33 protein-coding genes and 1 pseudogene are annotated in these 25,941 nt (G+C 30.0%); 11 read left to right on the top strand and 23 right to left on the bottom strand.

Going from position 1 to position 25,941, the window contains the following annotated elements:
• The first annotated feature begins 245 nt into the window (after positions 1-245).
• From CLPA_RS04575 to CLPA_RS04545, 8 genes are all read left to right on the top strand, one after another.
• On the top strand, positions 246-1,373 hold the full coding sequence (locus tag CLPA_RS04575) for a tyrosine-type recombinase/integrase (RefSeq protein ID WP_003448282.1): 1,128 nt from the start codon (positions 246-248) through the stop codon (positions 1,371-1,373).
• A gap of 1 nt (position 1,374) precedes the next feature.
• Positions 1,375-2,022 (top strand): hypothetical protein, encoded by a 648-nt coding sequence (locus CLPA_RS22010; protein WP_340140107.1) that lies wholly within the window; start codon positions 1,375-1,377, stop codon positions 2,020-2,022.
• Between the two features lie 185 nt (positions 2,023-2,207).
• On the top strand, positions 2,208-3,326 hold the full coding sequence (locus CLPA_RS22005; RefSeq protein ID WP_340140106.1) for a tyrosine-type recombinase/integrase: 1,119 nt from the start codon (positions 2,208-2,210) through the stop codon (positions 3,324-3,326).
• Complete coding sequence (locus tag CLPA_RS04565; RefSeq protein ID WP_003448280.1) at positions 3,326-3,700, top strand: DUF6262 family protein; 375 nt, start codon at positions 3,326-3,328, stop codon at positions 3,698-3,700. The genes CLPA_RS22005 and CLPA_RS04565 overlap by 1 nt, the downstream gene beginning before the upstream one ends.
• Before the next feature lie 92 nt (positions 3,701-3,792).
• Positions 3,793-4,323 carry a hypothetical protein gene (locus CLPA_RS04560; protein WP_003448202.1) on the top strand — a complete coding sequence of 177 codons (531 nt, stop codon included), beginning with the start codon at positions 3,793-3,795 and terminating at the stop codon, positions 4,321-4,323.
• Positions 4,324-4,352: 29 nt separating this feature from the next.
• The gene (locus CLPA_RS04555; protein WP_003448201.1) at positions 4,353-5,717 is read left to right on the top strand and encodes a radical SAM/SPASM domain-containing protein; all 1,365 of its coding nucleotides are present in this window, start codon (positions 4,353-4,355) and stop codon (positions 5,715-5,717) included.
• A gap of 405 nt (positions 5,718-6,122) precedes the next feature.
• The gene (locus CLPA_RS04550) at positions 6,123-6,410 is read left to right on the top strand and encodes a putative quinol monooxygenase (protein WP_003448200.1); all 288 of its coding nucleotides are present in this window, start codon (positions 6,123-6,125) and stop codon (positions 6,408-6,410) included.
• Between the two features lie 136 nt (positions 6,411-6,546).
• Positions 6,547-7,428, top strand: a complete 882-nt coding sequence (locus CLPA_RS04545) for an SPL family radical SAM protein (protein WP_003448199.1) — start codon at positions 6,547-6,549, stop codon at positions 7,426-7,428.
• 210 nt (positions 7,429-7,638) lie between these two features.
• Here CLPA_RS04545 and CLPA_RS04540 read toward each other — a convergent pair whose 3' ends face one another.
• Positions 7,639-9,231: a P-loop NTPase family protein gene (locus CLPA_RS04540; RefSeq protein WP_003448198.1), complete on the bottom strand. Its 1,593-nt coding sequence runs from the start codon at positions 9,229-9,231 to the stop codon at positions 7,639-7,641.
• A gap of 648 nt (positions 9,232-9,879) precedes the next feature.
• A complete protein-coding gene (locus CLPA_RS04535; RefSeq protein WP_003448197.1) occupies positions 9,880-10,416 on the bottom strand; it encodes a flavin reductase family protein in 537 nt (178 codons plus the stop codon).
• Positions 10,417-10,520: 104 nt separating this feature from the next.
• On the opposite strand from CLPA_RS04535, the gene CLPA_RS04530 reads away from it, so the two are divergent.
• Entirely contained in the window at positions 10,521-10,841 is a 321-nt protein-coding gene (locus CLPA_RS04530; RefSeq protein ID WP_003448196.1) for a winged helix-turn-helix transcriptional regulator, read from the top strand.
• Positions 10,842-10,936: 95 nt separating this feature from the next.
• Here the strand turns inward: CLPA_RS04530 and fabG are convergent, their stop codons facing one another.
• The 20 genes and pseudogenes from fabG to CLPA_RS04440 form a co-directional block, all read right to left on the bottom strand.
• A complete protein-coding gene (gene fabG, locus CLPA_RS04525) occupies positions 10,937-11,692 on the bottom strand; it encodes a 3-oxoacyl-[acyl-carrier-protein] reductase (protein ID WP_003448194.1) in 756 nt (251 codons plus the stop codon).
• 56 nt (positions 11,693-11,748) lie between these two features.
• Complete coding sequence (locus CLPA_RS04520) at positions 11,749-12,705, bottom strand: amidohydrolase family protein (RefSeq protein WP_003448192.1); 957 nt, start codon at positions 12,703-12,705, stop codon at positions 11,749-11,751.
• A gap of 38 nt (positions 12,706-12,743) precedes the next feature.
• Entirely contained in the window at positions 12,744-13,154 is a 411-nt protein-coding gene (locus CLPA_RS04515; RefSeq protein WP_003448191.1) for a cytidine deaminase family protein, read from the bottom strand.
• Between the two features lie 262 nt (positions 13,155-13,416).
• A complete protein-coding gene (locus CLPA_RS21600) occupies positions 13,417-13,767 on the bottom strand; it encodes a GNAT family N-acetyltransferase (protein WP_003448190.1) in 351 nt (116 codons plus the stop codon).
• Between the two features lie 106 nt (positions 13,768-13,873).
• Complete coding sequence (locus CLPA_RS04505; RefSeq protein WP_003448189.1) at positions 13,874-14,341, bottom strand: VOC family protein; 468 nt, start codon at positions 14,339-14,341, stop codon at positions 13,874-13,876.
• A 108-nt stretch (positions 14,342-14,449) separates the two neighbouring features.
• Positions 14,450-14,809 (bottom strand): hypothetical protein, encoded by a 360-nt coding sequence (locus CLPA_RS04500; protein WP_152414189.1) that lies wholly within the window; start codon positions 14,807-14,809, stop codon positions 14,450-14,452.
• 142 nt (positions 14,810-14,951) lie between these two features.
• Entirely contained in the window at positions 14,952-15,128 is a 177-nt protein-coding gene (locus tag CLPA_RS21070; RefSeq protein ID WP_155760355.1) for a hypothetical protein, read from the bottom strand.
• Between the two features lie 202 nt (positions 15,129-15,330).
• On the bottom strand, positions 15,331-15,546 hold the full coding sequence (locus tag CLPA_RS04495) for a hypothetical protein (RefSeq protein WP_003448187.1): 216 nt from the start codon (positions 15,544-15,546) through the stop codon (positions 15,331-15,333).
• A 210-nt stretch (positions 15,547-15,756) separates the two neighbouring features.
• Positions 15,757-15,939 (bottom strand): hypothetical protein, encoded by a 183-nt coding sequence (locus CLPA_RS04490; RefSeq protein WP_003448186.1) that lies wholly within the window; start codon positions 15,937-15,939, stop codon positions 15,757-15,759.
• Between the two features lie 31 nt (positions 15,940-15,970).
• On the bottom strand, positions 15,971-16,537 hold the full coding sequence (locus tag CLPA_RS04485) for a flavodoxin family protein (protein ID WP_003448185.1): 567 nt from the start codon (positions 16,535-16,537) through the stop codon (positions 15,971-15,973).
• Positions 16,538-16,573: 36 nt separating this feature from the next.
• Positions 16,574-17,068: a hypothetical protein gene (locus tag CLPA_RS04480; RefSeq protein WP_034829492.1), complete on the bottom strand. Its 495-nt coding sequence runs from the start codon at positions 17,066-17,068 to the stop codon at positions 16,574-16,576.
• 95 nt (positions 17,069-17,163) lie between these two features.
• Entirely contained in the window at positions 17,164-17,904 is a 741-nt protein-coding gene (locus CLPA_RS04475) for a class I SAM-dependent methyltransferase (protein ID WP_003448182.1), read from the bottom strand.
• 464 nt (positions 17,905-18,368) lie between these two features.
• Positions 18,369-18,833 (bottom strand): GNAT family N-acetyltransferase, encoded by a 465-nt coding sequence (locus CLPA_RS04470; RefSeq protein WP_003448180.1) that lies wholly within the window; start codon positions 18,831-18,833, stop codon positions 18,369-18,371.
• 43 nt (positions 18,834-18,876) lie between these two features.
• Positions 18,877-19,020 (bottom strand): annotated as a pseudogene (locus CLPA_RS04465) (VOC family protein); the annotation flags it as partial.
• A gap of 140 nt (positions 19,021-19,160) precedes the next feature.
• Positions 19,161-19,544, bottom strand: coding sequence for a VOC family protein (locus CLPA_RS04460; protein ID WP_003448176.1), 384 nt, complete (start codon positions 19,542-19,544; stop codon positions 19,161-19,163).
• Between the two features lie 95 nt (positions 19,545-19,639).
• Complete coding sequence (locus CLPA_RS04455) at positions 19,640-20,299, bottom strand: GyrI-like domain-containing protein (protein ID WP_003448174.1); 660 nt, start codon at positions 20,297-20,299, stop codon at positions 19,640-19,642.
• Between the two features lie 46 nt (positions 20,300-20,345).
• On the bottom strand, positions 20,346-20,492 hold the full coding sequence (locus CLPA_RS21340; protein ID WP_003448173.1) for a DUF4177 domain-containing protein: 147 nt from the start codon (positions 20,490-20,492) through the stop codon (positions 20,346-20,348).
• 28 nt (positions 20,493-20,520) lie between these two features.
• The gene (lepB, locus tag CLPA_RS04450; RefSeq protein ID WP_003448171.1) at positions 20,521-21,039 is read right to left on the bottom strand and encodes a signal peptidase I; all 519 of its coding nucleotides are present in this window, start codon (positions 21,037-21,039) and stop codon (positions 20,521-20,523) included.
• 39 nt (positions 21,040-21,078) lie between these two features.
• Positions 21,079-21,258: a hypothetical protein gene (locus tag CLPA_RS04445; RefSeq protein ID WP_003448170.1), complete on the bottom strand. Its 180-nt coding sequence runs from the start codon at positions 21,256-21,258 to the stop codon at positions 21,079-21,081.
• A gap of 229 nt (positions 21,259-21,487) precedes the next feature.
• Positions 21,488-22,222, bottom strand: a complete 735-nt coding sequence (locus CLPA_RS04440; protein WP_003448169.1) for a class I SAM-dependent methyltransferase — start codon at positions 22,220-22,222, stop codon at positions 21,488-21,490.
• 581 nt (positions 22,223-22,803) lie between these two features.
• On the opposite strand from CLPA_RS04440, the gene CLPA_RS04435 reads away from it, so the two are divergent.
• The gene (locus tag CLPA_RS04435) at positions 22,804-23,295 is read left to right on the top strand and encodes a hypothetical protein (protein WP_003448168.1); all 492 of its coding nucleotides are present in this window, start codon (positions 22,804-22,806) and stop codon (positions 23,293-23,295) included.
• Between the two features lie 187 nt (positions 23,296-23,482).
• On the opposite strand, the gene CLPA_RS04430 is transcribed toward CLPA_RS04435, so the two are convergent.
• Complete coding sequence (locus tag CLPA_RS04430) at positions 23,483-24,772, bottom strand: MFS transporter (protein ID WP_003448167.1); 1,290 nt, start codon at positions 24,770-24,772, stop codon at positions 23,483-23,485.
• Positions 24,773-25,240: 468 nt separating this feature from the next.
• On the opposite strand from CLPA_RS04430, the gene CLPA_RS04425 reads away from it, so the two are divergent.
• Complete coding sequence (locus CLPA_RS04425; RefSeq protein WP_003448166.1) at positions 25,241-25,810, top strand: Uma2 family endonuclease; 570 nt, start codon at positions 25,241-25,243, stop codon at positions 25,808-25,810.
• Positions 25,811-25,941 lie beyond the last annotated feature (131 nt).

The following is a 25,941-nucleotide window of genomic DNA, read 5'->3' as shown; positions in this document are numbered from 1 at the left end:
AACACTCACTTGCCATAATAATTACATCAACTAAAGATATTGATACGAAATATGAATTAATTTAATAAATTATTATATTGAAAAGAAATATAGTGTAGGAAATTAAATAGTATTTACAGTGTTTTATGTACTACTTTTATATAAGAATATAACTTAAATTACTATATAAATAGTTAGAATAATTAAAGTAATTATAGTAAAGCCTATGGTTAGAATAAATAGACCATAGGAGTGAAGATAGAAATATGGAAGTAGTAAAAGTAAGAACTGAAGATGATAAAGAGAGATATTATGTAGCTGATAAAGAGGGGTTGCCTGTAGAATCAATATTAAAGTTCATTAGGTTTAGGGATAATACAAACTATGCAAGAAATACTTTGCGAATGTACTGTCAACATTTGAAGCTATATTTTGAATATTTAGAACAAAGGGAATTGAATTTTCAAAAGGTAACTATTGATGACTTAGCATTATTTGTGAATTGGTTACAAAATCCTTATAAGAGTCTAAAGGTTATTCCCACAGATAAAATAGATTCAGCAAGAAGTCCAAGAACTATCAATGTAATAGTAAATACAGTTTTAGCGTTCTATGACTATATTTTAAGACATGAAGAATATAGCAACAATATTTCAGATAGGTTAAAGAAATTTTTATCTGCTCCAAGTAGAAATTTTAAAGGATTTTTATATGGAATAGCTCATGAACAGAAGAAAGTTACAAGCAATATATTAAGGATCAAAGTTCCAAAATCCAAACCTAAAACTTTAAAAAAAGATGAAATAGAAATGCTCGTTAGAGCTTGTAATAATCTAAGAGATAAGTTTTTATTATTACTACTCTATGAAACAGGTATGAGAATAGGCGAAGCCTTGAGTTTATGGATAGAAGATTTTGATGTAAGTGATATGATTATTGACATCAAAGACCGAGGTGAACTTGAGAATAATGCAGAGATTAAGACAGTATCAAGTCCTCGTAGAATTGATATTTCACAAAATTTAGCTGATATGTTTATGGAATATATAGCTGAATACCATACTGATGAAGTTGAAACTAATCATGTATTTATAAAAATAAGTGGTAAACATCAATATAAGTCAATGAACTACATTGATATAGATAATTTATTCAGAAAATTGGTAAAGAAAACTAATATATATGCTACGCCACATATGTTTAGACACAGTTCATTAACAGTACTTAGAATGGCAGGATGGCAACCTGAATTACTTAGAATAAGAGCTGGTCATAAAAATATCTATACTACTTTAAACACATATATACATCCTTCGGATAAAGAAATAATGGAAGAGTTCAATAAAACTCAATCTAACTTAAAATTAGATATTTATAATGAAGGAGATAAATAGTGTGAAAATACAAGAAATTAGAAGTAATCAACAGAATAAATATGGTGAAATAATTGAGTATTTGAAACAAGACAATGAATATTGGATAAATAATGACAAATGGGATTTAACTGAAAAATTCTTTGTAGGGAAGAAAATCTATGCTGTAAGATATATTGATTTTGATAAGTTTAAAAATCAATATATTAAAAATGAAATTAAATATTATATTACTTACAACTTTAAAAATAACCTGTTGAAGAATACTTATATTGTAAAGTTAGGAAATACATTTAAACATTTTTCTGTCTTTATAAATAAATACTATAAGTTTCTTGAAACTTTTAATTCTATTGATAAAGAATCTTTTAGTCTAAAATTTAACAATTATTTGTTGATTAATAATGTAATGACTTCACAAGAAATGAAAGGTTTACCTTCTATTCTAGATTTCATCAAAGATTTCTATGATGACAGAGAAGAAACTGAAAAAGATATATGGTATTCAAAAAATATTAATGGTGCTAAAATTCCTGCAAGTGGAGCTAATAATGGAGTAAATAATCAACTTAATTTTAGTACTATTCCTATTTATTATAGAGAAACTATAAAAAAATATTTCAAAACTATTATTACAAAAAAAGTTGGAATCATTGTTGTCAGATTTTAAATAATTTAAATTACTTTTTAAATAAGTTTTATTCTAATGGATATATTGATGGATTTATAGAACATTTATCAAGAAAAGATATAGAGAATTATTTATATTGGTTAGGTAATGATTATAGATACAAAAATCCAACTTATAGATGTAAATTTGTATCTTATATAAGAACATTTTTAGAATATATACAAATGGCTCAATATGATAAAGCTCCTAAAAAGGAAGTAGCATTTTTAATATTTCAAGGTGATATTCCTAAAAGAGAACTAAATAAGGATGAAGTTAAGAAAGCTAAATTTGTTCCAGAACCTATATTAAAACAATTAGATAATAATATTATGGCTTTAGATAGACCACAATACATACCTATTTATATTTTACTTAGGGAAACAGGATGGCGTGGCACTGATATATTGAATCTTAGATATAACAATTGTTTAGAGAAAATATGGAATAACAAAGAAGAAAATTACAATTATTATCTTTGTGGAGAAATAACAAAGACGGGTATAGCACTCCTTAAAATCCCGATTAGGGATAAGGTGGCTGAGATGGTTCAAAAATGTATTAATAAGGCCAAAGAATTGAGTACGGAAGAAAACAACTTTAAAAAATATTTATTTAATACTTATGAAGGTAAATTAAAAGGAAACCCATTGGCGAAACATTCTTTATTGCTTACAATTAAAAGACTTATTGAACAAAAAGATATTAGAGATGTTAATGGTGAATTATATCATTTTAGACTTCATTCATTAAGACATACAAGAGCTAAAGAATATGTAGAACAAGGTATGGGTATAAGTATTATACAACAAATATTAGGACATCAAAGCTTGCAAATGACAGTATATTATGCAACTGTAAGTGAAAATACTCTCTACGAGAAATGGAAGAATACTGAGGACTTAGAATTATTTAAGGTTGATACTAAAACCAATAAACTTGAAAAAATAGAGTTATCGTCAGACAAAGGCGAAAGCCTTATACGATATGAATATGTTAAAAAAAATTTAGATGCTGTTAGAGTTCCTTTCGGAATATGTTTTAAGCCTACTAAATCTCCATGTAGGCAGCAAATGAATCATTGTTTAAACTGTGGCAGCTTTTGTACTACTACTGAAAATATTCCTGAATATGAGGAAGAGATACAGAAGGTAAGAACTCAAATAGAAGTAAGTAATAGATGTCGTAGAGAATTATGGGCTGAAAAGAATGAGCATTATTTAGATATACTGGAGAAAACATTAGAAAAAGTTAGAGAACATAAATTAGTTCATAAGAATGGTAAATCAAGGGAGGATTTATAATGGCAGATAATACTAAAGGGTTGAAAGAATACGCAAAACAAAAAACAGAAGTGACTTTAGAAAAAGTTGATAAAGCCATTAGAGAACTTTCATTAAAAGGAGAAAAAATTAATTTTAATAGTGTGTCTAATTTAAGTGGAGTATCTAAAACTTTTATGTATAAAAATGAAGAAGTTAAACAAAGAATCGAAAAGCTTAGAGATAAACAAACTGAAAAAGTTATAAAACAAAAACTTAAATATGATAAGACCGATAAGTCAAAAGATATTATTATAATGGCTAAAGATAAAAAAATTAAAGAATTAGAATTTGAAAATAAGAAACTAAAACAACAATTGGAAATATTAAGAGGAAATTTATATGAAAAAGTATAGAGTACATTATTTACATATAGTCTATGTATAAATTGCCATGACAAGGGGCTTTAAATACCTTGTACACGAGATATATTAAGGAGATAACAATTATGGAAGAATCAAATAAAAATAATTTTGTAGGTTATGAGTACAGGGATGTTACTGTAGCACGTGATATGGAATCTATATGGGCAGACAGCTATGCTAATTTTGGCTGGTTACTGGAAGGAACATCATCATCTGATATACCGGGAATCAATACTGTTAATCTTAAGTTTAAGAGAAATCGTAAAATAAGAAATAAGATAGAGCTAACTAGGCTTCAGAGACAGTTTGAAAGTTGTGCAAGGCAAATTGAAAATCTTGAAAAGTCTAAAAACATCGGTGCCTCAGCATTTGCTTATGGCTTTGGTATCTTGGGAACAGCATTTATGGCACTTTCTGTGTTCAGTCATATAGGAGGTATGCTCCCTCTTTCTATCATCTTTGCAATTCCTGGATTCTTAGGGTGGATTCTCCCTTATTTCTGCTATGTAAAAATCAGAAATAAGAAAATAGAAAAGGTAACTCCGCTTATTGACGAGCAATACGATATTATTTATAACACTTGCGAAAAGGCAAACAGATTATTAGAAAAATAAATAAAATATAATATTTGGAGGAAATTATCATGAACTTAAAAAAGAAAGCAAGTGCTTTTTTACTTGAAAAAGCTATGGAATATGTATCAGGAAATCCTGTAGAAAAACTTCCAAAATTACTTAAATGGGCAGATGAATTTGACAAAGCTGATAATTGGAAAGTGCAGCGTAACCTATTCCATAGAATTATAGATGATCCACAAAATATATGGTATCAGTATATAATGGGATTGTACAATGATATAGATGCTGGAGTATTGCAGACAACCTTCCGAAATTTTCTCATCAATGCAGTTATGGTGGGATATCCAATGCAGAGAAAAATAGAAGAAAAATACGACTGTAATATACCCTGGGCAATTTTAATGGATCCTACTTCTGCCTGCAATTTACATTGTACCGGCTGTTGGGCTGCTGAATATGGCAATAAATTAAATATGACCTATGATGAGCTTGACAGCATTATCAATCAAGCTAATGAACTTGGAACTCACTTCTTCCTTTTTTCAGGAGGAGAACCTTTGGTTAGAAAGTCAGATATTATCAAATTGTGTGAGGCTCACCCGGATTGCCAGTTTACTTCTTTTACAAACGGTACTCTTATTGATGAGGCTTTTGCTGATGAAATGCTCAGGGTGAAAAATTTTATTCCTACCATCAGCGTAGAAGGTTTTGAGAAAGATACAGATTTCAGACGCGGTGACGGTATCTTTAAAAAAGTAGAAAGAGCTATGGCACTGTTAAAGGAAAAGAAACTTCCCTTCGGAATTTCATGCTGTTATACAAGCAAAAATGTAGACATGATTGGTTCAGAAGAATATTTTGATCAGATGATTGCATGGGGTGCCAAATTCTGCTGGTTCTTTACCTATATGCCAGTTGGAAAGGAAGCTGTTCCTGAGCTGATGGTAACTGCTTCACAGCGTGAATTCATGTATAATCAAATTCGTAAATTCAGACATACTAAGCCTATCTTCACATTGGACTTTTGGAATGATGGTGAATATTCAGGTGGATGCCTTGCAGGGGGAAGACGATATCTTCACATAAATGCAAATGGTGATATGGAACCTTGTGCATTTGTTCATTATTCAGATTCAAATATTAGAGAAAAGACACTGCTGCAGGCTTTACAGTCACCGCTATTTAAAGCCTACAGAAAGGGACAACCCTTTAATGATAACCATCTGCGTCCATGTCCTCTTCTTGATAATCCTGGTGCATTGTCAAATATAATTGAAACCTCTGGTGCTCACTCAACGGATTTTCAGAATCCGGAAGATGTACATGATTTGTCCGGCAAATGTTTCAATGTTGCAAAGAATTGGGCTCCTGTGGCTGATGAACTGTGGAACTGTTCTTGTTCCTGCGATTCCTGCAAAATATCTGGATAGTAAACAATTTATTATAAATGAAATCACTTTATTTTCAAAGAATAGAGGAGGAAATAGAATGAAAAAATTAGCTGCAGTGGCAATGGTTATTGTTACTGGAATTGCACTAGGTACATTTGTATATAAAAAAGTAAGTATAAACACCCAAGGTTAAACATCAATGAATCTTACTTAATTGGAGTACAAACTTTAACTAAGTAAGATTCATTGATAGTCTAACAATATAGCAACCTATTAACTTGTAAGTTTATCATAATAAAATTACTATATGTAATTATAAATTTCTAGAATAATATGGTATAATTTTTTATAATATAATTGCTTAAGTATCTTATCTAAAAACTTGCCTATAGCACTAAATACTAAGTAAATTTATATATTATTATAATAAAGGAGAAATTAAAGATGATAGTTAAAAACGTTACTTTTTACATAAAATCAGAGAATATAAAAGAATTTATTGAGGCCACTATAGAAAATAGAGATAATTCAAGAAAGGAAGAAGGCATTGTGCACTTTGATTTCCTTCAATGCAAAGATGAACCAAATAAATTTTTACTGTATGAAGGCTATAAATCTGAAGAGGCTATGGAAGATCATCTTGAAACAGAACACTTTAAAAAGTGGATAGATACCGTTGAAAAGTATTTTTCAAGTCCACGCGATAAGATTGTTTACATACCTTTTAATTAATGTTTATTACAATTATGTATAATCTACATCTAATATTAAAATAGTAGATTAAAACTTTATTTAATTGAAAAATTAAGTTTTAAAAATTAGGAGCACATTTTAATGTACACTATGATCTAAGGGAAGGTGAATTTATTTGATAAAGGAAATAGAAGCTAAATCAATGTTATCCACTAGTAAAGATCCTTCTCGTTGGTTTGGAGTTAAATACACTTTCAATAGCTACCGGGGCTGCCAGCATCAGTGTATATACTGCGATTCCAGAAGTGAGTGTTATGGTATTGAAAATTTTGATGACCTTATAGTAAAAATAAATTCAGCAGAGCTATTAAGGAAGGAGTTATCATCTAAAAGAAAAAAAGGTACGATAGGTACAGGTGCCATGGGGGACCCTTATACACCAGCAGAAAAGAAGTATGAACTTACCCGTAAAGCACTTAAAGTTATTTCAGATTATAATTACCCAGTTCACCTGATAACTAAAAGTAATTTAGTGCTAAGAGATATTGATATTCTCCAGGAAATAAACAAAATTTATGCTTCTGTGGCTATAACTATAACTACCACCAATGATGATCTGGCAAGAAAGGTAGAGCCTTTTGCTTCTCCAGCCACAGATAGACTAAAAGCCTTAGGAGTACTTTCAAAAGCTGGTATTGTTACAAGTATAACCATGATGCCTATTTTGCCCTTTATAGAAGATAATGAAGAAAATATTATTAATATTGTAAATAGAGCTGCCCATTATGGTGTTAATCATATTGTTCCCTGGCTAGGCATGTCCCTTAGAGACAGGCAAAGAGCCTATTATTACAGCAAACTGGATTCCATGTTTCCTGGTATACGTAAAAAATATGAAAAAAGCTTTGGCTATAAATATAGCTGTTCCGTGAACAATTATAAGAAGCTTTCTAATATTCTTCAGGAGGCTTGTAATAAATATAATATATCTTTGAAAATGCCCAGCTACGAGCATAAATTATCCTCAGTACAGTTAAATCTATTTGATAAGTTGTAGGTAACCTACACAGCTTTGTTTAAAGTCAAGTATTTTTTAATTATTGTTTATTTTAATTGAATTACATGAAAATAATACTATGATAATCTGTAGTTGTAAATGAAAATATGGAAAATTATTATATAACTATTTTTTATATCTCATACGTAAACAGAAGATGAAATAAGTATTTAAATTATATGTGGTAAGTTTATACATTATTAATAATAATCAGCAATAAACCTCCATAATCTTCTTTTCCCTTTCATTAACCTTAACGGTTACTTCTTCTGTCTTTCCTGATACTCCCTTAACTTTTCTAAAGTCAAATATTAAGAGGTACCCCTCCTCTAATCCATACTGCTCTAGATATTCCCCCAGTTGTACAAGTCCCTTTTCATGATATTTGTCTCCACGCCATATTTTAAGCTCCAGTATATACATCTTTTTTTGATAGGTTATAACTATATCAAACCTTTTTTCCTCTCCACCCTTTAATTCTTTAAAAGCAAAGCCTGTGCCATTTATTATGGGACTTAAAAAGGCAAGAAACAGTAGTCTCCCATCCTCTTCTAAAAAAGCTACTCTTTTTTCTGAGTGCTCATGCTTCATAAATTCCTGAAATTTCAATAGTATTTTTCTTACATTTAAGCTGCCATCTTTTTCTATAAAATTTAATCGATAGTTGTAATTGGACATTTCAGCATATTTATTTTTTCTTATGACCTTCATCATCATATGATTATAAAGAAGCTGTTCATAAATTCTGTTGTTTATTTTACAATTGCCATTTTGTTCTTTTAGAATACCATATATGGTTCCAAGATTTACTATTTCATCTGTCTTTATATAAGTTATACTTTCTCCTTCTAAGATTATTCTGCTGATAAAATCATATAATTCTTTATTATTTTCAATATTTTTAATGAGACTTTGAAAGTTTGTGTTGTCTTCCTTTAGAAGTTCTTTTACAGCCAAGTCTAGATATTCATTTTTCCACACCTTATGATTCTTATCCATAATCTTTTCATCTATTATCTTACACAATTTGCTCACGAGAAATGGATATCCTGAAGTATAAAAATAAAGCTTCTCCGAGAAATATTCCCTATCTAATTTTACATTTTTATCCTTTATGTAGTCATCTAACATGGTTTCTATTTCTTCTTTTGAAAAACTCATATCCACATCAAAATCTGAAGCTATATTCCAAGGACTATTATATTTATGTTCCTCATCTGGTCTTATCTTTAATTTCAAAGTCTTTACATCATGTACTCCTGCTAATATTACGCTGTGAAAGGTTTTATCTTTCCCGGAATTTCTAAGTAGATATTTGTTTCTCAGCATACCTAAAAAGCTTAAAAACAGCTGATTGTTACTGCTTTTATCTACTTCATCTATCATCAGTATTACTTTTTTATTTACTTTTATAATAAATCTTGCTATAGCCTTTGATAAATCATTGAAACTATTAACTTTGCTCTTTTGTTCTTCCAAAAAATCAGCTAAATCTTCATGCTGTAAAAACAAACTGTCAGCTAATATCTGTAAAAACTCTTTTACAAATCTTTGTTCTTCTTCAAAAATTAAATCTCCTACCCCTTCAAAACTTGTGGATATAATTAGGTATTCGCTATTTTTATCAAGTATTCTTTCCAGCATATATAAAGTAGTGGTCTTTCCATACTGCCTTGGTCTATTTATTATAAAATATTTTGCTTTTTCAATTAATTTAATTATCTTTTCTAATTTATCAGATGTATTCACCATATAATGCATCTCTGGTATACAGGTTCCTGTAACATTAAACTCTTTTTCCATTATTCTCTCACCCCGCTTAGGCACATTCAAATAAATAACTAGTCAGTATGCTAGTCTATTTTTAATCCTACTGCGTCAACAGAACCCTCTGATAGCTCACTATCTTCGGAACCTGTTTCCTTGTATGATTGAAGCAAGTTCTTAATTTAGGTGGGGATTCTTTTACCCCATCTAAATTTTAGAACTGCAAATGCATGGCTTACTTGGCGTTGAACTCCCACTTTCACAGAGTGCAAGCAGAGTTTTTAATTTTGTATGAGGGCTGTACAGAATGCTTGGGAGACTTACGCCAAGTTAGTCAGGTGAAAAATATCCGTCCCATCTTTGACTTCCTATTTATTTTCATATGCCTTATTGTATATATTTTACCACATTATATAAATCTTTAAACAGAAAAAAGAAATCGCAAAATATAGATTACTATTATTTTCTATAATTAGCAATCTACGATTAAAATATGATATGCTTTTATATATGTTATTTCTTGTAGACAAAATAATCTCCAAAGCAGCCTCAAAAATACTTTAGAGATTTTGCTGGCATTTGAAGATCATCACCATTACCTCAAAAATTGACATTTTCACTATCACGTAACCAATTATTCATAATCTTACTTGTGAACTAAAGGAAAAGGAACTTCAATATATACTATTGGATGATATATGCACTGACAATCTCTCCATAATAAGCAGTATGAAAATCCTTGTTTGCACCGTGAAATGAGCTATCAACATCCTGTGGGTAAAATATTTTCTTGTTTTCCTCTGTAACTTCACACTCATCTTGTTTTTGCTTATATACAACTCTACACTCAAGCGTTAAAGGAAGTTCCTTAATAGCAGGAACAGAAACATTATTAGGTGTTTCAAGTGTCAAATTAAGTTCTTTGATTTTATCAATTTCACGCCCGGATTTTGTCCCGCAAATCCCCAATATCTTTTTGTCAAAAGCACCATATGGTATATTTATTGTGAATTCAGGATTTTTTTCAAGTTGATGTTTTGTAAAGCGATTTTCTCTAACGAAAACTGTAAAAATGGGTTTTGACCATTCAATTCCTAGTGTCCCCCAAGAAATAGTCATAGAGTTTATTTTGTCATCTACTTTTGTAGTCAACAAAACACCTGTTTTCACCGCTTTCATAATCTCATTAGCATAATTAAAGACTTCAATTTCTTTTTTCATGGCATTATCCTCCTTGAAATTTCATTGTCTCTATGATATACTGATGTGCAATCAATAACAAGTATGTACTTTTTTGTTAGATACTATCTAAAAGGAGAGTGTAAATGAATAATCAAGTAAACATTAAACCTTTCTCTTATGCAATGTCTTTAATCGACGGTAAATGGAAAATGCATATATTATTCTGGCTGTGGAAGGTTAATACGCTCCGCTATGGAGAGTTAAAAAAAGTTTTAGGAAATATTACTCACAAAATGTTAAGCAACCAATTAAAGGAACTAACAAATGATGGACTAATCCTTCGAAAGGAATATCCTCAGATTCCACCAAAAGTAGAATATAGTTTGTCAAAAAAAGGCCTATCTCTAATGCCTGTGATGCAGGCTCTTTGTGAGTGGGGAAATAATCATATTGAAGATATATAGCTTTTATAAACATCCATGTTCTCTGTTTTTATTTAAAATTTAAATATCTTACCTTTATATCCCACTCCACTTATTGCCTGTATCTATCTTTTAATCTAATACATAACCATTCCACCATCTACATTTATAACCTGACCTGTAATGTAATTTGACATATTTGAAGCAAGAAATAAAACTGCATTTGCTACAGCCTCTGGACTACCATATGCTTTCATCGGAATTTGGGATAATATTTCCCGGCTTACTTTATCAGGAAGTTTTGATGTCATATCCGTTGAAATATATCCCGGTGCAATGGCATTTACAGTTATTCCACGGTCTGCTAGTTCCCTAGCAACGGTCTTAGTGAAACCAATAAGACCAGCTTTAGAAGCAGAATAATTTGCTTGTCCAGCATTTCCTGTTATTCCTACTACACTTGTTATATTAACTATAGTTCCTGATTTTTGTTTTAACATATGTTTAGATACAAATTTAGTAGAATTAAATGCTCCTGTAAGATTTATATTGATTACTTTATCCCAGTTCTCTTTTTTCATCATCATCATTATGCCGTCACTTGTAATCCCTGCATTGTTTACTAAAATATCTATCCTTTTAAATTTATTAATTATACACTTTACAACTTCTTTTGTGGATTCTTCTGAACTTACATCCTGTTGTAATCCCAATGTTTCAACATTATAAGCTGATGAAATTTCACTGGCAGCTTCTTCTGCTCTCTCTTTATTGGTACCAGTTACAACTATTTTCACCTTTTGTTCTGCTAACTTCTCTGCAATAGCTCTTCCAAGCCCACGAGTTCCCCCTGTTATTAATGCTATTTTATTATTTAAATCTAGATCAATCATATTTATTCTCCTTTTTATTTTCAATTTATAAAAATATTATGATATAAATATAATATTTACAACCTTCGCAAACCATTAAGTCTTATATCATCAAGCTCTTCCGCAGTTAATGCTTCTGCATCATACAATTTTAGGTATTCCTTTGATATATCGCTATCAAAAATAAGTATATCATCAGAATTAATAGTTACATCAACTCCAGAATGATAAAGTTTCCTAATAGGATGTGTTTTTAATTCTTTAACTCTACCAAGTTTAACATTACTTGTAGGTGTAATATTTAATCTAATATGATTGTTTATTAAAAATCGAATCACTTCTACTGAATTAATTGCAGTAATTCCATGCTGAACTTCATCCAATTCCAATAACTCAACTCCCTTTTTCACATCCTCAGCGGTTCCCCATTCTCCAATATGTGCTTTAAGTTTCAATCCTTCATTTTTGGCTTTCTTATAAATTGGAATAAAGTTTTCAATGGGTTGTGCAAATTCATCACCATACAGATCAATGGAATAAAAAACTCCACTTCCCCAAAAAGGTTCTAAACACCTTGATAAATAATTTATGGAACAATGTCTTGACAATCCTATTTGCAACCGCAATTCAACCTCTGGTGCTATCCTTTCATTAGCTTCTTGAAATACATAAATTAATTCTTCTATGTTATTGTCAAAAAATTCTCCTAACGCCCAAACATCTTCACCAATCTCAAGAATTTTAATTCCATCTTCTTTAGCCTGAACAAAAGTTGCATCAATCAGCAATTTTCTCATTTCTCTGGTATTGAATCTTTCACCAATATATTTGTTATTCCAATCATGCATATCTTGCATGGTAGATAAAACTCCTTTAAAAAAGGGTATTTCTATTCCTGTTTGAAGTTGAATGTACTCCCTACTTCCACCTAGTACAAAATGATTGTGCAGATCTGATTTGGGAATCATTTTTAATTTATCTATATGATGTTTCTTTAATGCTTCAATAAATTTATCTGAATAGAAATCCTTCATTCTTTCCTCCGATTGCCCCCTTTATATTAATTCAACTCTTACTTATCAAAGCGATAAGTTCCCCACCAATCTGGAATTAAATCTTTTAATCTAACAGTTTTTCTGGTTTCATAATCTATTAATATTTCTATTTCAGAACTGTCTTTATCTAACTGCATCATATATTCTCTACAGGCTCCGCAAGGTGAACCTACCCTTCCATCTTCTACAATAGCAACAACTTTATCAATTTTACTTTCTCCATGGGTTATCATATTTGCAATTGCATTACGTTCTGCACACATTCCAAGAGTTGACGCGCTATCAATACAAACCCCAACATATATATTTCCACTTTTCGTCAGAATTGCACTTGATACACCACCTGCTTCAATGAAAGGTGAAATTATTCTTGGTTTTTGAACTTCTCTTGCTTTTTCATATAATACTTTCCATATATCTTGTTCCATTTTTTTATCTCCTAATTTGTAAATTAATTAATTCCTTAAAAACATTACATAATAAATATACTAATGTTTATACTAAATTCCTGTATTTTCTATAATAGAAATAACTATTACTTTCCATGTTCGATTGCTTATGTCCAATTGGTGTCCTTTTTTGAAATAATTCAAAACCACATTTTTCTGCAAAGTGACATGAAGGAATATTTGAACAATCAATAGTTAAAATAAGATATTTTATATCTGATACTTTAAAGCATCAATCCACTTAAGCATTTACGGCTTCTTTTGTATATCCTTTTCTTTGGTATTTTTCTGACATAAAATAGGCTACTTCAACTTCATTCAATGTATCTTCAAGCCCCATACCTACCATTCCAAACATTTTATCTGTAGCAGGTAATGCAATTACATATCTTTTATTCTCATAAATATCTATTGAATTTTTTTGAGTTTGATGCCAGTCAATATATTCAAAATATGATTGAGGTGAATCACCGTTTTCTGCCCAATGAGGCATAAAGCGAAAAACATTTTTCTCTCTAACAATCCTATAAAGATTTTCTGCATCTTTTCTCTCAAAATCTCGAATTACTATATGATTTGTTTTTAATCTCATGTTTTTTCTATCCTCCAATGGTTATTTTAAATATTGTTATTGTACTATTTTTTATTTCTCAATATATGATTTTCTGTTCATTAATTTTAATCACCAAAGCTGTAATCTACCCTAAACATGATTTCACATAATCAACTGGCACATCCATTCTAATAGCAGTTTCTTCAATTGATAGACCACTCTTTAAGAATCTCCTGACAACCATAATCATATTTTCTCCCACTTCAATAATATGATTATCAGGATCATAGAATCGAACAACACGTTGTCCCCAAGAATGTTCTAATATAGTATGTACATAGTTAATACCTGCAATATCATTTATCTTTTGAATAAAAACATCAAAATCATCTTCTTCAAAATATAATTCTGCTACATTTCCTCCAAAAACAATTTCATTATCATTTTTGTGAATAAAAGTAGACCAAGTATCTTTTGTTTGTAATGCAATACCTCCTGTTAAAGTTACATTTGCACCAAAATCAAGAACAATTTCTAAACCAAGCACTTCATAGTAAAATCGCTTTGATTTTTCCAAATCTGAAACAACTATCAATGGATTTAAGAATTTCATTGTATGCCCCCTAACAAAGATTATATAAATTACAAGTAATGATTGCTTAATCATATTTTTCTGTTATTAATATATATTTTTAAAACATTGTGAACTACCTATTTATATTTATTCTACATATCCATATCCCAGTAACTTATGATTATCTACTGATACATACACAATCATATTATTTGGTATTGATCTACTTTTAGTTGGAATATCAATAAGATATACTTCTTTTCCAATATAAGATTTGTCATTAATATTTCCCATATTTTCTTTTAAAGTTATCTTAGAAAGCTTACTATTTTTCCAAGTTCCAAACACTCTATTTTTATCTTTTGAATTTAATTGATTAAATGCGATTTCTCTGACATCCTTCTCTTCCGCAGATTGTTTAATATTTTGCTTATTTATATTTACACTTACAGATTCTTTTTTTATTGATGAACTCGTAATCAATAATACTGTAAAAAAAAGTAACATAATAATAAAAAAATTTATTTTTTTCAACCTTATCTCCTTCATAAATCATAAATATAACTTTTATTTTCTTCTATCTTTCTATTTCTTAGTTTATTCCTAACAAAATCAACCTATTGATCCCTGCGGCATACCTGTCCCAGCTTCACCAACGTTTTTCAACTGCAATACGTGTATCTGATAAAAATCCTATTATTGCCACTATACTCATAAAACATTTTTCAAATATTGTACCTAAAAATTGTTGAACAACACTAATTAATCCAAAGGGTAATGTAACCACCAAAAATACCGTTAAACATATTGACCAAAATTTATTCATCTTTAAAGGAATTATTTTGCTGGCTATAAGTGAAATAATGATATTGAAGCAAGTTCTTAATTCAGGTGAGGATTCTTTTACCCCATCTGAATTTTAGAACTGCAAATGCATGGCTTACTTGGCGTTGAACTCCCACTTGAAGAAAAGTAGAGAGCCCAAATTTTAATTTGGTGTAAATCACTGTACAGAGTGCGTTGGAAACTTACGCCAAGTTAGTCAGGTGAAAAATAGTCATATAGATGCTTGATAAGGATGTCTGTCTTGCCAATTCAAATGATCCTGACCTTCCTCCATTAACCCATGTATAGGGCATTATCTGTGTAATAATCAAAATATGAATGATAATATTTATTACTCCTATAGTAACAGAACATATTCCTGCTTTTTTTATATGCACTTTTCTAATTTTATCAAGCATTTCTTATTCTCCTTCAAATCACTGATTTTTTTGCTCTTATAAATAAAATTTCAAGTTTTGTAGTTAATCTGTCATATATTTTATGCTGCTTACTTTTGAATTGTTCTGTTGGCATGGGTTCTAATAGTTTTTCTATAATAAATACTGAATCAATTACAGATTTATATCACTCAACTTTAAATTGGAATTTGCATTAATGAATTAATGACGTTATTCTTTTTTTCTCCCATTCTTATCAGTACCAAGTGCGATAAAACCTGTCACAACAGCCAGTGCGAACATAATATCATGATCGCCTAACGGATTTGTTATAATAGAATACACTAAAAATGTTGTACAAATTAACAATACAGCCAATATAATACCACGTAAAATTTTTTTATTTTTAGACATCTGTATAACCTTCCCTCCAAATTACTATTTATTAATGAATTTTCTTTAATATCCACGCCATATTTTGTCCTAAATTATGCATATTCTTAATTCCTTCTTCATCTCCATATATGTCGCCTACATCTTTTCCATAAACCATATTCCAATATGTAGATCCAGCTATAATAACCTCTTTGTTTAATAAAAAATGATTCATTGTATCTACTGCTGTCATACCTCCACCTCTACGGACAGCAGATACAGAAGCACCAACCTTATATTTAAGTAATCCTGGATTTGTTGCAACAACAACTCCAGCTCTTTCTAAAAATGCTTTCATATTTGCAGTTACATCTGCAGAATAGACTGGAGAGCCTAAAAGGATACCATCTGCTAATTTCATTTTTTCAAAACATTCATAAAACATGTCTTTCCTAAAGACACAGTTATTCTTTCCTTTACATGCAAAACACCCTTTACATGGTTCGATTATATTTCCAGAGAATTGAACTATTTCTGTTTCAATTTCTCCCTTTTCTAATTCCTCAAACAAAATCTTAATAATTAACGCTGTATTTCCATCTTTTCTTGAACTTCCGTTAATTCCTAAAACCTTCATCTCTCCACCTCATTAAATTACTATTTATATTATTTATTAACCTAAGACACTTTCGAAAAGTCCAAATTTTTTTAGGCAGGAAATATACTCTGCAACACAAAAATAATTCTGAATGTCCTTTTCATCCAAACCTTGAAAAATATATAATTCATCCCAAAGCAGACTACTACCTTCAACGCAGAAAAATCCTGTTTCTAACTCAACTCCAACAAAGATATTGTTTCCCCTAAAAACCTCATCCTGATTTTGATAAAGAAATTTTCCATTATCTTGATTTTCTACGATAAAAGTAACTGCTGTAGACTCTGCTCCAATAGGTAATTTTTCCGCATATGGTTCATTACAAAGTACATTATCAATTACTAATCGCTTTGCATTACCATCATGTAGTTCCTTCAGAAGATACTTATTCTTTAAATATTCTACAACTTCTTTGCCTGACTTCCGATTTGGAACTAATTTATATTTATATTCATTCCAAACTTCTTTCCACCTCTCAACCATTTCTGGCGTTGCTCCTTGCATTAACATATGTATCACCTCAACAAAATTACTATTTATATTATTCACCCTTAAATTATAATATAATTTTTATTTTCTTCTATCTTTCTATTTCCTTAAATCACTTATTTTTTTGCTCTTATAAATAAAAACTGAGGTTTTTTAGTTAATCTATCATATATTTTAGGCTGCTTACTTTTGAATTGTTCTGTTGGCATGGGTTCTAATAGCTTTTCTATAACAAATCCTGAGTCAATTACAGATGTGATAATCTTACTTAAAGGTCTTCTATAAAATTGTACTTTTACTTTTCCATTGTTAGTATTCCATTCATCATTCAGTAATTCTGTCAAAAAGTAATTTTCTTTATTAAATACTGTAAAATCCATAAATGGATGATGAATAGAAAAAATAAGTTGTCCATTCTTCTTTAATATTCTATTAAATTCACTCATTACTATATCCCAATTTTTAATATAATGAAGGGTCAATGATGATAAAACAATGTCTATAGATTCATCTTTAATAAAGTCTAATGGATTATTCAAATCAGCTCTTATAATTTGTGCTCTATTTCCAACTCTTTTCTTAGTCATTTCTATCATATTAGGACTGAAATCCACCGCTGTTACATTAGCCCCTTTTTCTAAAAACCATTCAGTATACCATCCCGCTGCACAGGCGGCATCTAATACATTCCTACCTTTAACTGATGGGAGTAATGATATGGTAGCAGGTCTTTCATAGTAGGCATTGAATGGTTTTGTATCTACATATTTAAAATAATATTCTGCCATTTCCTCATAAGAATTAAGTGAAATGGAATTTTCATTTAAAGATTTTTGCTGATTTGGTATATTACTCAAGATAATCCCCTCCTTGTTATTTTTAATTGAACCTAGGAGAAAAGTTCCAAACACTTTTTCAGTTGAAAGTTGATAGTGGAAAGTGGACAGTTAAAAAAAGTTCAAAGAACAAATTTAGTTAAGAGTTAGGAAAGCTTTTTTCTCCGCTGTGCTGCGAAACAAGCTTACAAACTAATAATTTAATATTGGGAAAATTTGCACCCCAGGGGTGTGATTTTTTCCAATTACGGGCTAATCTCCCAAAAACCTTTATGAGTCAATTTTTCTTTTTTAAGTTTACATTTCTCAATTCTAAATTTTTCTGTAGTGTAACGGAAGAAAAATCTCCATCACTATCCACTCCCAACTGTCAACTATCCACTTATTAGATGAATTCACTACTAGCACTTTTCTAAATCTGATATTTGTTCTTTGAACTTTACACTTTGAAGTTTGTTTCGTATTTTCTTTTATGCTACTATATGTTATTCTCTTAATTTCATCATTAAATATTCAGTTACTCCTTCTCTATACAAACTAGGTATAGAACCTACTTCACTGTATCCAATTCTTTCATATAGCCTCTTTGATTCTGGATTAAAATCTGCTACAACTAAAAATATTTTTGTATAGTCTTTAAAGCAAACATCCTCAAAGAATTTTAATAGTTTTTTTCCTATTCCATGTTTACGATTTTCTTTCTTTACCGCAATAATATGTAAATACGGTAATGAATGAAATATACCGTCTAATATATACCATATAAATCCCATACAACGGAGATTACTATCTAAGGCAATATATATTTCTTCTTTATTAAATCCTTCTTTTAATGCCTTTCGAGCACTTCCTTTTTCTGAGAAATATCTTCTTCCTAGTTCAGAATTTAATAATGCATCCTCACACTCATTTATATAATTCATGTTTCCCTTTATAATTGTTACTTCCATAGTACACCTCTAATCTGAAATGTCATTTATTACAAAGAAGTATCATGAAAAACAAGGTTCCATCCTTTTCTAAATATACATTTGATGTATTTTCATCTTCTTTGATACCAAATCCTAACACATCCCTATAAAATCTAACCATAGTTGCCATATCTTTTACGAAAATTCCAAAACCATCTAATTTCATACAAAATCATTCTCCTTTTTAAATTACTATTTGTCCACAGATTATAATAATAACCTTTACTTCTAATTTTTTTACTTGTTGCGTCTTATAAGAACAATATGAAGTAAAACAACTTCTGATTATGCTTATTTTTGGAATTGTTATTTTTGCTTCATTCCAAACGCAATCCATCGTCCGTCTATATCTTCTAACACAAATTCCAAATTATTATAATCTGTTTTATGGAGTGGGCGAATAATTTTAGCACCTTTACTTATAAACTCATTTTGTAACTCTTCTTGATTATCCGTGATAAAATAAGCGTCTTCCCCATAACCATAAAGTTCTCTATTCGGGAAGACTTTTTTATTATTTGCCTGAGTCAGTACTACTTCTGTACTGTCACGGTAAAGACATATATGGGGTTCTTTTGCGTCCAAATACTTAACAATTCTAAATCCCATAATTTCATTATAATACTTAGCAGTTTCTTCGATATTCGGCGTAGGAAATACTGCAATCAATGAGTAAAGATGTTTTTCCATAAATAAATTCCCTCCTTATTAACAGATCATTATATAAATAATGTCTAATTCTATTTTTTTACAATACTGAGTTGATTCACATGATAACTACATATTCAATTACACCTAACAGGATGTCTCAAAACAGTTTTTAATTTTTCTGGTTTTGTCTTTCTTGGGTCAGATATGTAAATTTCATGATGTCTTCTTATAGTCCCATCTGGCTGAACAGATGAAATATCATCTTTTAAGTTATTATCTTCAATATAGGATTCAATTTGTGCAATTGTTCTAGGTTCATCATCATAGGGACCAATATGCATCATTTGTACACATAACCCTTCATTATATATACTTAGTCTTGCTTTTGAGATATCTAAATGGCTTTTCTTTTTAGCAACTTCAGAGCATGCCCATTGAAATACTTTATCTGTAACAAACTCAGGCTGCCTAATCATTGATGTCCATATAAATTTGTCTTTATTAGATAAATCTATTTTACAATCATTCATCCACCATAATCCCTCAAGAGGAGGAACTACATATTCAAAATATCCTTCTGGTTTAAAATCTCCCATTTTACTCATTTTAATTGTAAACGAAAGAGCATATAAAAGTTCTAAAGCTGATTGATATTCTCCATCTATTTCATTAGGATTTCCTTTACCATCTACCATGATAAAGTTTATAGGGGGTACTTCTATAAGAGTTGGCTTATTTTTAGGCATATATAGATCTTTGAATTCCTTTTTATAGTCTAATTTATTTTCAGGCATAGATTTCCTCTCCTTTAGCTATTTTTATTTTATTTAATAAATCAATTTAATTTTCTATCGCTCTCTTAAAATAATGCCAGCACCATTGTACAGATACTAATTCCCAGCCCTGTTGCCCATATTCATTCATTAGTCTTGTGGTTCTTTCACCTAATCCCCATATAAATACACACTTGTATTCATATTTTTTCATAAAAATATCCTCCTGTATATATTGCATATTATTTTAAAACTCCAAATCTATTGAAAGGATATACTGTAATTTGAGCTTTTCCCTCTATATCTGAACTATCAATATATGGATTGTTCCAATACCTAGAGTCTAAAGAATTTGTTCTATTATCGCCTAAGAAAAAATAATGTCCTGCTGGTACTTTGTAGATACCTGATTTCCCCCCATTATCAACTATATAATGCTCGTCCAATTTATTTCCATTAACATAAACTAAACCTTCATCTGTAATTTCTACAGTATCATTGGGAAGCCCTATAAGTCTTTTCACTAATTCCTCTTTTAATTCCTTTGAGTGAAAAACTATTATATCTCCTCGTTTTAAATTACTTTTATTATGTATTCTGGTTACAAAGATTTGATCATTAACTTTAATTGTGGGATACATTGATGGAGTAGGGACCTTAATCTTAAATAATATTAATTTATTAACTACCATTGTAAGAACTATAGCTACTACTATACATATTAAATAGCTGATTATTTCCCTCTTTATTTTTAATTTCATTTATTTCCTCCAAAATTGTTTTCAATAGAAGTGTAATAATCATCTATCTTCTTCATTCTCTAATTTATTTAAAACTACATCTAACTTTCTATCTATCTCTTTATTTCTGCTAATAAAATTTCTAAAAGCTTTTATTGCCTTATATATAGCTATTATAATTGCAAATAATACCATGAAATTAAAAATGGTAATTATAATCGTAAAATAGTTCATTGCCATGTAACTTCTCCCCTCAGTCAATAATATTTTTATTGTAATACGCAACTAATCTAAATCATCAATAGTCCAAACTTCTTATATATAAATAGTATACTAGCCCTTATAAATTATCAACTAATAATTAGAATGTTATATAAATATATCCATTATATTTATTGTTACTATTTCTTAAAACATAAATATATCACTGATAATAGCAACTTTGTAAGCTTTATAACAGGCTTTTAAATTACTTCTTTCTTGATGATACAAGCAGCATCATTGGCCTGCGTAGTTCATCCAGCATTCCAGGAACAGTGTAAAGCAAATCTTCTGCTGGCTTTGGTTCAACAAGACCTGTTATTTCAAATCCAGCTTTTATGAGATCATTTAAGTAGGTTGTCAATGTTTTATGATACTTTATAACTTCCTCTCCCAAAAAAACAGCCTTACGGGTACCCTCGGTAAAATATTTATCAACTGGCCAATGCAGTGGATTACCTTGATTATCATAATACCAGTCCTGTGTTCCCTGTGCTGTAAAAACTGGATGTTCCACAGAAAACACAAAGTCACCGCCACTTGAAAGGCATTTGTTGATTCTGTTTAAAATATCCTGAAAAGATTCAATATAATGAAAAGCCAAAGAACTGATAACCATATCAAAAGAATTATCTGGAAAATTAATATCTTCAATTGGCATGCAGATATACTGGATATCTTCAGATTTTGTTTTGTTTTTTGCTTCCTTTAACATCTTTTGTGAAATATCAACTCCCACAACTGACTTTGCACCATTCTCTATGGCAAATCGGCAATGCCACCCAAAGCCGCATCCTAAATCTAAAACTCTTTTATCTTTAAACTCAGGCAGCATTTTTTTTAGTTCATGCCACTCCCCCGCACCTTCAAGACCTTTTTTTGAACGTTCCATATTGCTGTACTTATCAAAAAATATGCTATCATCATATTTATTCTGCTTCACTTTTAATTCCCCCATTTCAGCTATATTGCTTATCTATAATTGATTTAAAATGAATATAAAAAATTATTAGACTAGACTTAACCTTCTAAATAAAACATTCAAATAGTTCTTATAAATGAAAAGACTAAAACTATATTCTAATTTCAGAATATAGTTTTAGTCTCCAGTTGACTGGTAAACTAAGTCTAGATTGAAGCAAGTTCTTAATTCAGGTGGGGATTCTTTTATCCCATCTGAATTTTAGAACTGCAAATGCATGTCTTACTTGGCGTTGAACTCCTACTTGAAAAGTAGGAGTTCAACGCCAAGTTAATCAGGTTAAAAGTAACAAATAATTCATTACTTATTGCTATTAAATCAAATCCCATTTTTAGGGCACCATTGCAGTTAAATTATTTATAATTGGATTATAGATAAATAGTATACTATTTATAATGCTAATTCAACTTGAAAAATAGAAAATATACAATAACATCTATGAATTTGATACATCAGTGTTAATGCTCAATATAACAGGTAACATAAATCTTAAAACTACATAAACTATAAGAATAGAATAAAAATAATATAGGAGAAATACAATGACAAACTTTCAATCTTTTTACGGCATTGTTACTATGATTGAGGACTTTTTAATAGATCAAACTGCAGGAAAAGATGGATGTTATAAGTTAATATCTGTAGAGGATGGAAATGGTTCTTTGGTAAATTTCGTTGTAGAACCTTGCACTTACTTTGTAAATCAGGAAATAGTTACGGCTGGAGATATGGTAACTGGTTTTTATGATGCTGATGCTCCTGTTCCACTTATTTTTCCTCCACAATTTAGAGCAATTGTCATAGCTAAAGATAGCAACTTTGCAAATGTAAAAGTGGCTCATTTTAACAATGAGCTAGTTAGTAGTGACAATACATTAAAACTAAATATTGCCCCCTATACCCAGATATTGCTTAGAAATGGTCAGCCCTTTACCAAAAACCCAGCAAATCGAAATCTTATAGTTATTTATGGTCCCACTACTAGAAGTATCCCAGCTCAGACTACCCCCTATAAAATTATAGTTTTATGCTAAACACTATTTTTTAACCAATATAGGCGAGAGAACTTCTACTCTCACCTATATTAACTAATATCATTAAAGTATTTTAAATAAATCTTCAATATATGTAAATATGTTCGTAAATTTATCTACTTTTATCAAAGATAAAATATAAAACTTTGGGTTGCCCACTTTGCTCCACATACCTCTTCTATAAAACTTATTTTTGTAATTTTCTTATTTGCTTATTACAGCACCATATCATACTTGTTACAGAGCCTAAGATACCAGTACACAGAAACATAACAGCCATCCCGCTTCCATCTCCTGTTCCCACTATTCTTTGTAAAATCAAAGCAAATATAGTTGTACTTTTCATATAAGGTTCAAATACATAGTCAGCGAGTGCTCCCCCTAACAATGTCCCAATAGGTATTGTAAAATATTGAATAGAATTTCTTACTGCAAATATACGGCCCTGCATTTTGCTTGGCACAGAGTTGTACAAAATAACGTTTTGTGATGCAATTATAAATGGAATTGGTATACTTGCAGCTAAAGCAGCTATTGACCATAAATATACATTTTCACCTATTCCCATAAGAAAATCACCAAATATAAATGAAAATGCGGCAGAATAATAAAGCAGCTTTATTTTATTCTTTGATATTTGTATTAAATAAATAATAACGCCTCCAATAATACCTCCAAGCCCTATAATTCCACTTACAATTCCCAGAATTGCAGTATTTCCGCTGCTTCTTGTTAAAATCATTGGTGACAGAATATTTTCATAGGTTAATCTTGAGAAAAAGTTCATCAGTGCGATGCTAAGTATAATATATAGCAAGCCTTTATGCTGAAACAAAAATAAAAAACCATCCTTACAACCATTGAAAATATTTTTATTTTCTAATGTTTCTCTATTTATTTCAGACTCATGAATATTAATAAAAAAGAGTAATGTAATAAATCCTATAATAAAAGAAATCAGATCTATAAACAATACACCTTTTAGACCAAAAATTGAACTAATAGACGCTGCTAACATGGGAGTTACACCTGTAATGAGTGAATTTGAAAAAGAATTTAATCCACTAATTTTTTCATAATTTTGCTTTGGTACCAATATTCCAACTACTACAGCTAAAGTTGGTGATTGGAAGGCATTCATGGTACCTATAATTCCGTTTACAATGTAAATAGACCATATTTCTAATCTTCCTAGGACAAACAAAATCAACACAACTATACAACAAATACATGAAACTGAATCTGTCCAAAGCATAATTGATTTCTTTCTATGAGTATCAACAAATGTACCTACAAATGCACTTATAAGTATATAAGGCAGATAAGTAAAAAAGATTAAGAGAGATACAGTCATAGCTGATTTTGTTTGAGTATATGCCCAAATAATCAGCGCAAAGCTTGTCATAGAACTTCCCAGTTGTGAAATTGATTGGCTAATCCAAAATAATATATAATCCTTTAACTTTTTACTTTTCATAGGTTTTCTCCTTAGGCATATGAAAATAAATAGTAAGTCAAAGATGCGACGAATATTTTGAATCATACAAGGAAACAGGTTCTGATGATAGTGGGCTATCTGAGGGTTCTGTTGACGTAGTAGGATTCAAAATAGACTAGCATACTGACTAGTTATTTATTTGAATGTGCCTTAATAGTTATATTTTCAAACTATAGAGTACAAAACCTAATGAGGACGATTATTTATACTCTGTACAGGCATCGTCCATCTATTAGACCTTGTACAGAGAAATACATTTAAATTGATTATTAAACAGCATAACATGTATACCACTCCTATTAATACTTTTTTATGTAACAATTATATCTTCCATTAAGCAATATTTCTATATTTATTTTTATATACCTAAGCAATGTATAGTTCACGAAAACTTGTCTATGATATATAATAAATATATCATATCAATATTAAAAAGAGGTGAGTTCTATGCCATTACCACATGAAGATAGAAAATACAACTATTCAGATTATCTGAATTACCCAGAAAATGAAAGATGGGAGTTAATTGAAGGAGTTCCCTATATGCAAGCAGCACCTTCCTGGCAGCACCAAGCAATTATTTTTGAATTAGCCAGACAATTTGGAAATTACTTAATAGATAAATCCTGCAGAGCCTTTACAGCACCCTTTGACTTAATAATACCAGAAAATGGGGTTAAAGAAGATAAATCACAAAATGTGGTACAGCCAGATCTTTTAGTTATATGTAATAAAAGCGGATTAAAAGGTACAGGATACTTCGGCGTTCCAGAATTAATTATTGAAGTGTGTTCACCATCTACTATAAGAAATGATAAAGTTCTAAAATTTAATAAATATGAAAAAGCCGGAGTAAAGGAATATTGGATAATAGAACCTGAAGGTAAGTTCCTAAGTGTATTTATATTACAAGGAAATAAACGGTATGGCAGACCTGAAATATATACGGAAATTGATAAAATAAAAATAAGTATTTTTGAAGATCTTATAATAGATTTAAAATCGGTTTTTATTTAATCATACTCTGCATCCCCCTGTATACGTACTCACATGGCTGCAATTCACGTAAAGGCTTAATACAACTGTAATACAATAGTTTTACCATAAAGAATCGCCACCGTAATGACGATTCTCTCTTTTTATTATCT

It is taken from the genome of Clostridium pasteurianum DSM 525 = ATCC 6013, assembly GCF_000807255.1.
Classification (GTDB): domain Bacteria; phylum Bacillota; class Clostridia; order Clostridiales; family Clostridiaceae; genus Clostridium_I; species Clostridium_I pasteurianum.
The sequence above is the reverse complement of the archived record's forward strand: the minus strand, read 5'-3'. Positions and strand labels throughout refer to the sequence as shown.

What these genes read in the sequence shown, in the direction of transcription:
- CLPA_RS04575 (WP_003448282.1), top strand. Translation starts at nt 246, where the DNA reads ATGGAAGTAGTAAAAGTAAGAACTGAAGATGATAAAGAGAGATATTAT.
- CLPA_RS22005 (WP_340140106.1), top strand. Translation starts at nt 2,208, where the DNA reads ATGGCTCAATATGATAAAGCTCCTAAAAAGGAAGTAGCATTTTTAATA.
- CLPA_RS04565 (WP_003448280.1), top strand. Translation starts at nt 3,326, where the DNA reads ATGGCAGATAATACTAAAGGGTTGAAAGAATACGCAAAACAAAAAACA.
- CLPA_RS04560 (WP_003448202.1), top strand. Translation starts at nt 3,793, where the DNA reads ATGGAAGAATCAAATAAAAATAATTTTGTAGGTTATGAGTACAGGGAT.
- CLPA_RS04555 (WP_003448201.1), top strand. Translation starts at nt 4,353, where the DNA reads ATGAACTTAAAAAAGAAAGCAAGTGCTTTTTTACTTGAAAAAGCTATG.
- CLPA_RS04550 (WP_003448200.1), top strand. Translation starts at nt 6,123, where the DNA reads ATGATAGTTAAAAACGTTACTTTTTACATAAAATCAGAGAATATAAAA.
- CLPA_RS04540 (WP_003448198.1), bottom strand. Translation starts at nt 9,231, where the DNA reads ATGGAAAAAGAGTTTAATGTTACAGGAACCTGTATACCAGAGATGCAT.
- CLPA_RS04535 (WP_003448197.1), bottom strand. Translation starts at nt 10,416, where the DNA reads ATGAAAAAAGAAATTGAAGTCTTTAATTATGCTAATGAGATTATGAAA.
- CLPA_RS04530 (WP_003448196.1), top strand. Translation starts at nt 10,521, where the DNA reads ATGAATAATCAAGTAAACATTAAACCTTTCTCTTATGCAATGTCTTTA.
- fabG (WP_003448194.1), bottom strand. Translation starts at nt 11,692, where the DNA reads ATGATTGATCTAGATTTAAATAATAAAATAGCATTAATAACAGGGGGA.
- CLPA_RS04520 (WP_003448192.1), bottom strand. Translation starts at nt 12,705, where the DNA reads ATGAAGGATTTCTATTCAGATAAATTTATTGAAGCATTAAAGAAACAT.
- CLPA_RS04515 (WP_003448191.1), bottom strand. Translation starts at nt 13,154, where the DNA reads ATGGAACAAGATATATGGAAAGTATTATATGAAAAAGCAAGAGAAGTT.
- CLPA_RS21600 (WP_003448190.1), bottom strand. Translation starts at nt 13,767, where the DNA reads ATGAGATTAAAAACAAATCATATAGTAATTCGAGATTTTGAGAGAAAA.
- CLPA_RS04505 (WP_003448189.1), bottom strand. Translation starts at nt 14,341, where the DNA reads ATGAAATTCTTAAATCCATTGATAGTTGTTTCAGATTTGGAAAAATCA.
- CLPA_RS04500 (WP_152414189.1), bottom strand. Translation starts at nt 14,809, where the DNA reads ATGTTACTTTTTTTTACAGTATTATTGATTACGAGTTCATCAATAAAA.
- CLPA_RS21070 (WP_155760355.1), bottom strand. Translation starts at nt 15,128, where the DNA reads ATGAATAAATTTTGGTCAATATGTTTAACGGTATTTTTGGTGGTTACA.
- CLPA_RS04495 (WP_003448187.1), bottom strand. Translation starts at nt 15,546, where the DNA reads ATGCTTGATAAAATTAGAAAAGTGCATATAAAAAAAGCAGGAATATGT.
- CLPA_RS04490 (WP_003448186.1), bottom strand. Translation starts at nt 15,939, where the DNA reads ATGTCTAAAAATAAAAAAATTTTACGTGGTATTATATTGGCTGTATTG.
- CLPA_RS04485 (WP_003448185.1), bottom strand. Translation starts at nt 16,537, where the DNA reads ATGAAGGTTTTAGGAATTAACGGAAGTTCAAGAAAAGATGGAAATACA.
- CLPA_RS04480 (WP_034829492.1), bottom strand. Translation starts at nt 17,068, where the DNA reads ATGTTAATGCAAGGAGCAACGCCAGAAATGGTTGAGAGGTGGAAAGAA.
- CLPA_RS04470 (WP_003448180.1), bottom strand. Translation starts at nt 18,833, where the DNA reads ATGGAAGTAACAATTATAAAGGGAAACATGAATTATATAAATGAGTGT.
- CLPA_RS04460 (WP_003448176.1), bottom strand. Translation starts at nt 19,544, where the DNA reads ATGGAAAAACATCTTTACTCATTGATTGCAGTATTTCCTACGCCGAAT.
- CLPA_RS04455 (WP_003448174.1), bottom strand. Translation starts at nt 20,299, where the DNA reads ATGCCTGAAAATAAATTAGACTATAAAAAGGAATTCAAAGATCTATAT.
- CLPA_RS21340 (WP_003448173.1), bottom strand. Translation starts at nt 20,492, where the DNA reads ATGAAAAAATATGAATACAAGTGTGTATTTATATGGGGATTAGGTGAA.
- lepB (WP_003448171.1), bottom strand. Translation starts at nt 21,039, where the DNA reads ATGAAATTAAAAATAAAGAGGGAAATAATCAGCTATTTAATATGTATA.
- CLPA_RS04445 (WP_003448170.1), bottom strand. Translation starts at nt 21,258, where the DNA reads ATGGCAATGAACTATTTTACGATTATAATTACCATTTTTAATTTCATG.
- CLPA_RS04435 (WP_003448168.1), top strand. Translation starts at nt 22,804, where the DNA reads ATGACAAACTTTCAATCTTTTTACGGCATTGTTACTATGATTGAGGAC.
- CLPA_RS04430 (WP_003448167.1), bottom strand. Translation starts at nt 24,772, where the DNA reads ATGAAAAGTAAAAAGTTAAAGGATTATATATTATTTTGGATTAGCCAA.
- CLPA_RS04425 (WP_003448166.1), top strand. Translation starts at nt 25,241, where the DNA reads ATGCCATTACCACATGAAGATAGAAAATACAACTATTCAGATTATCTG.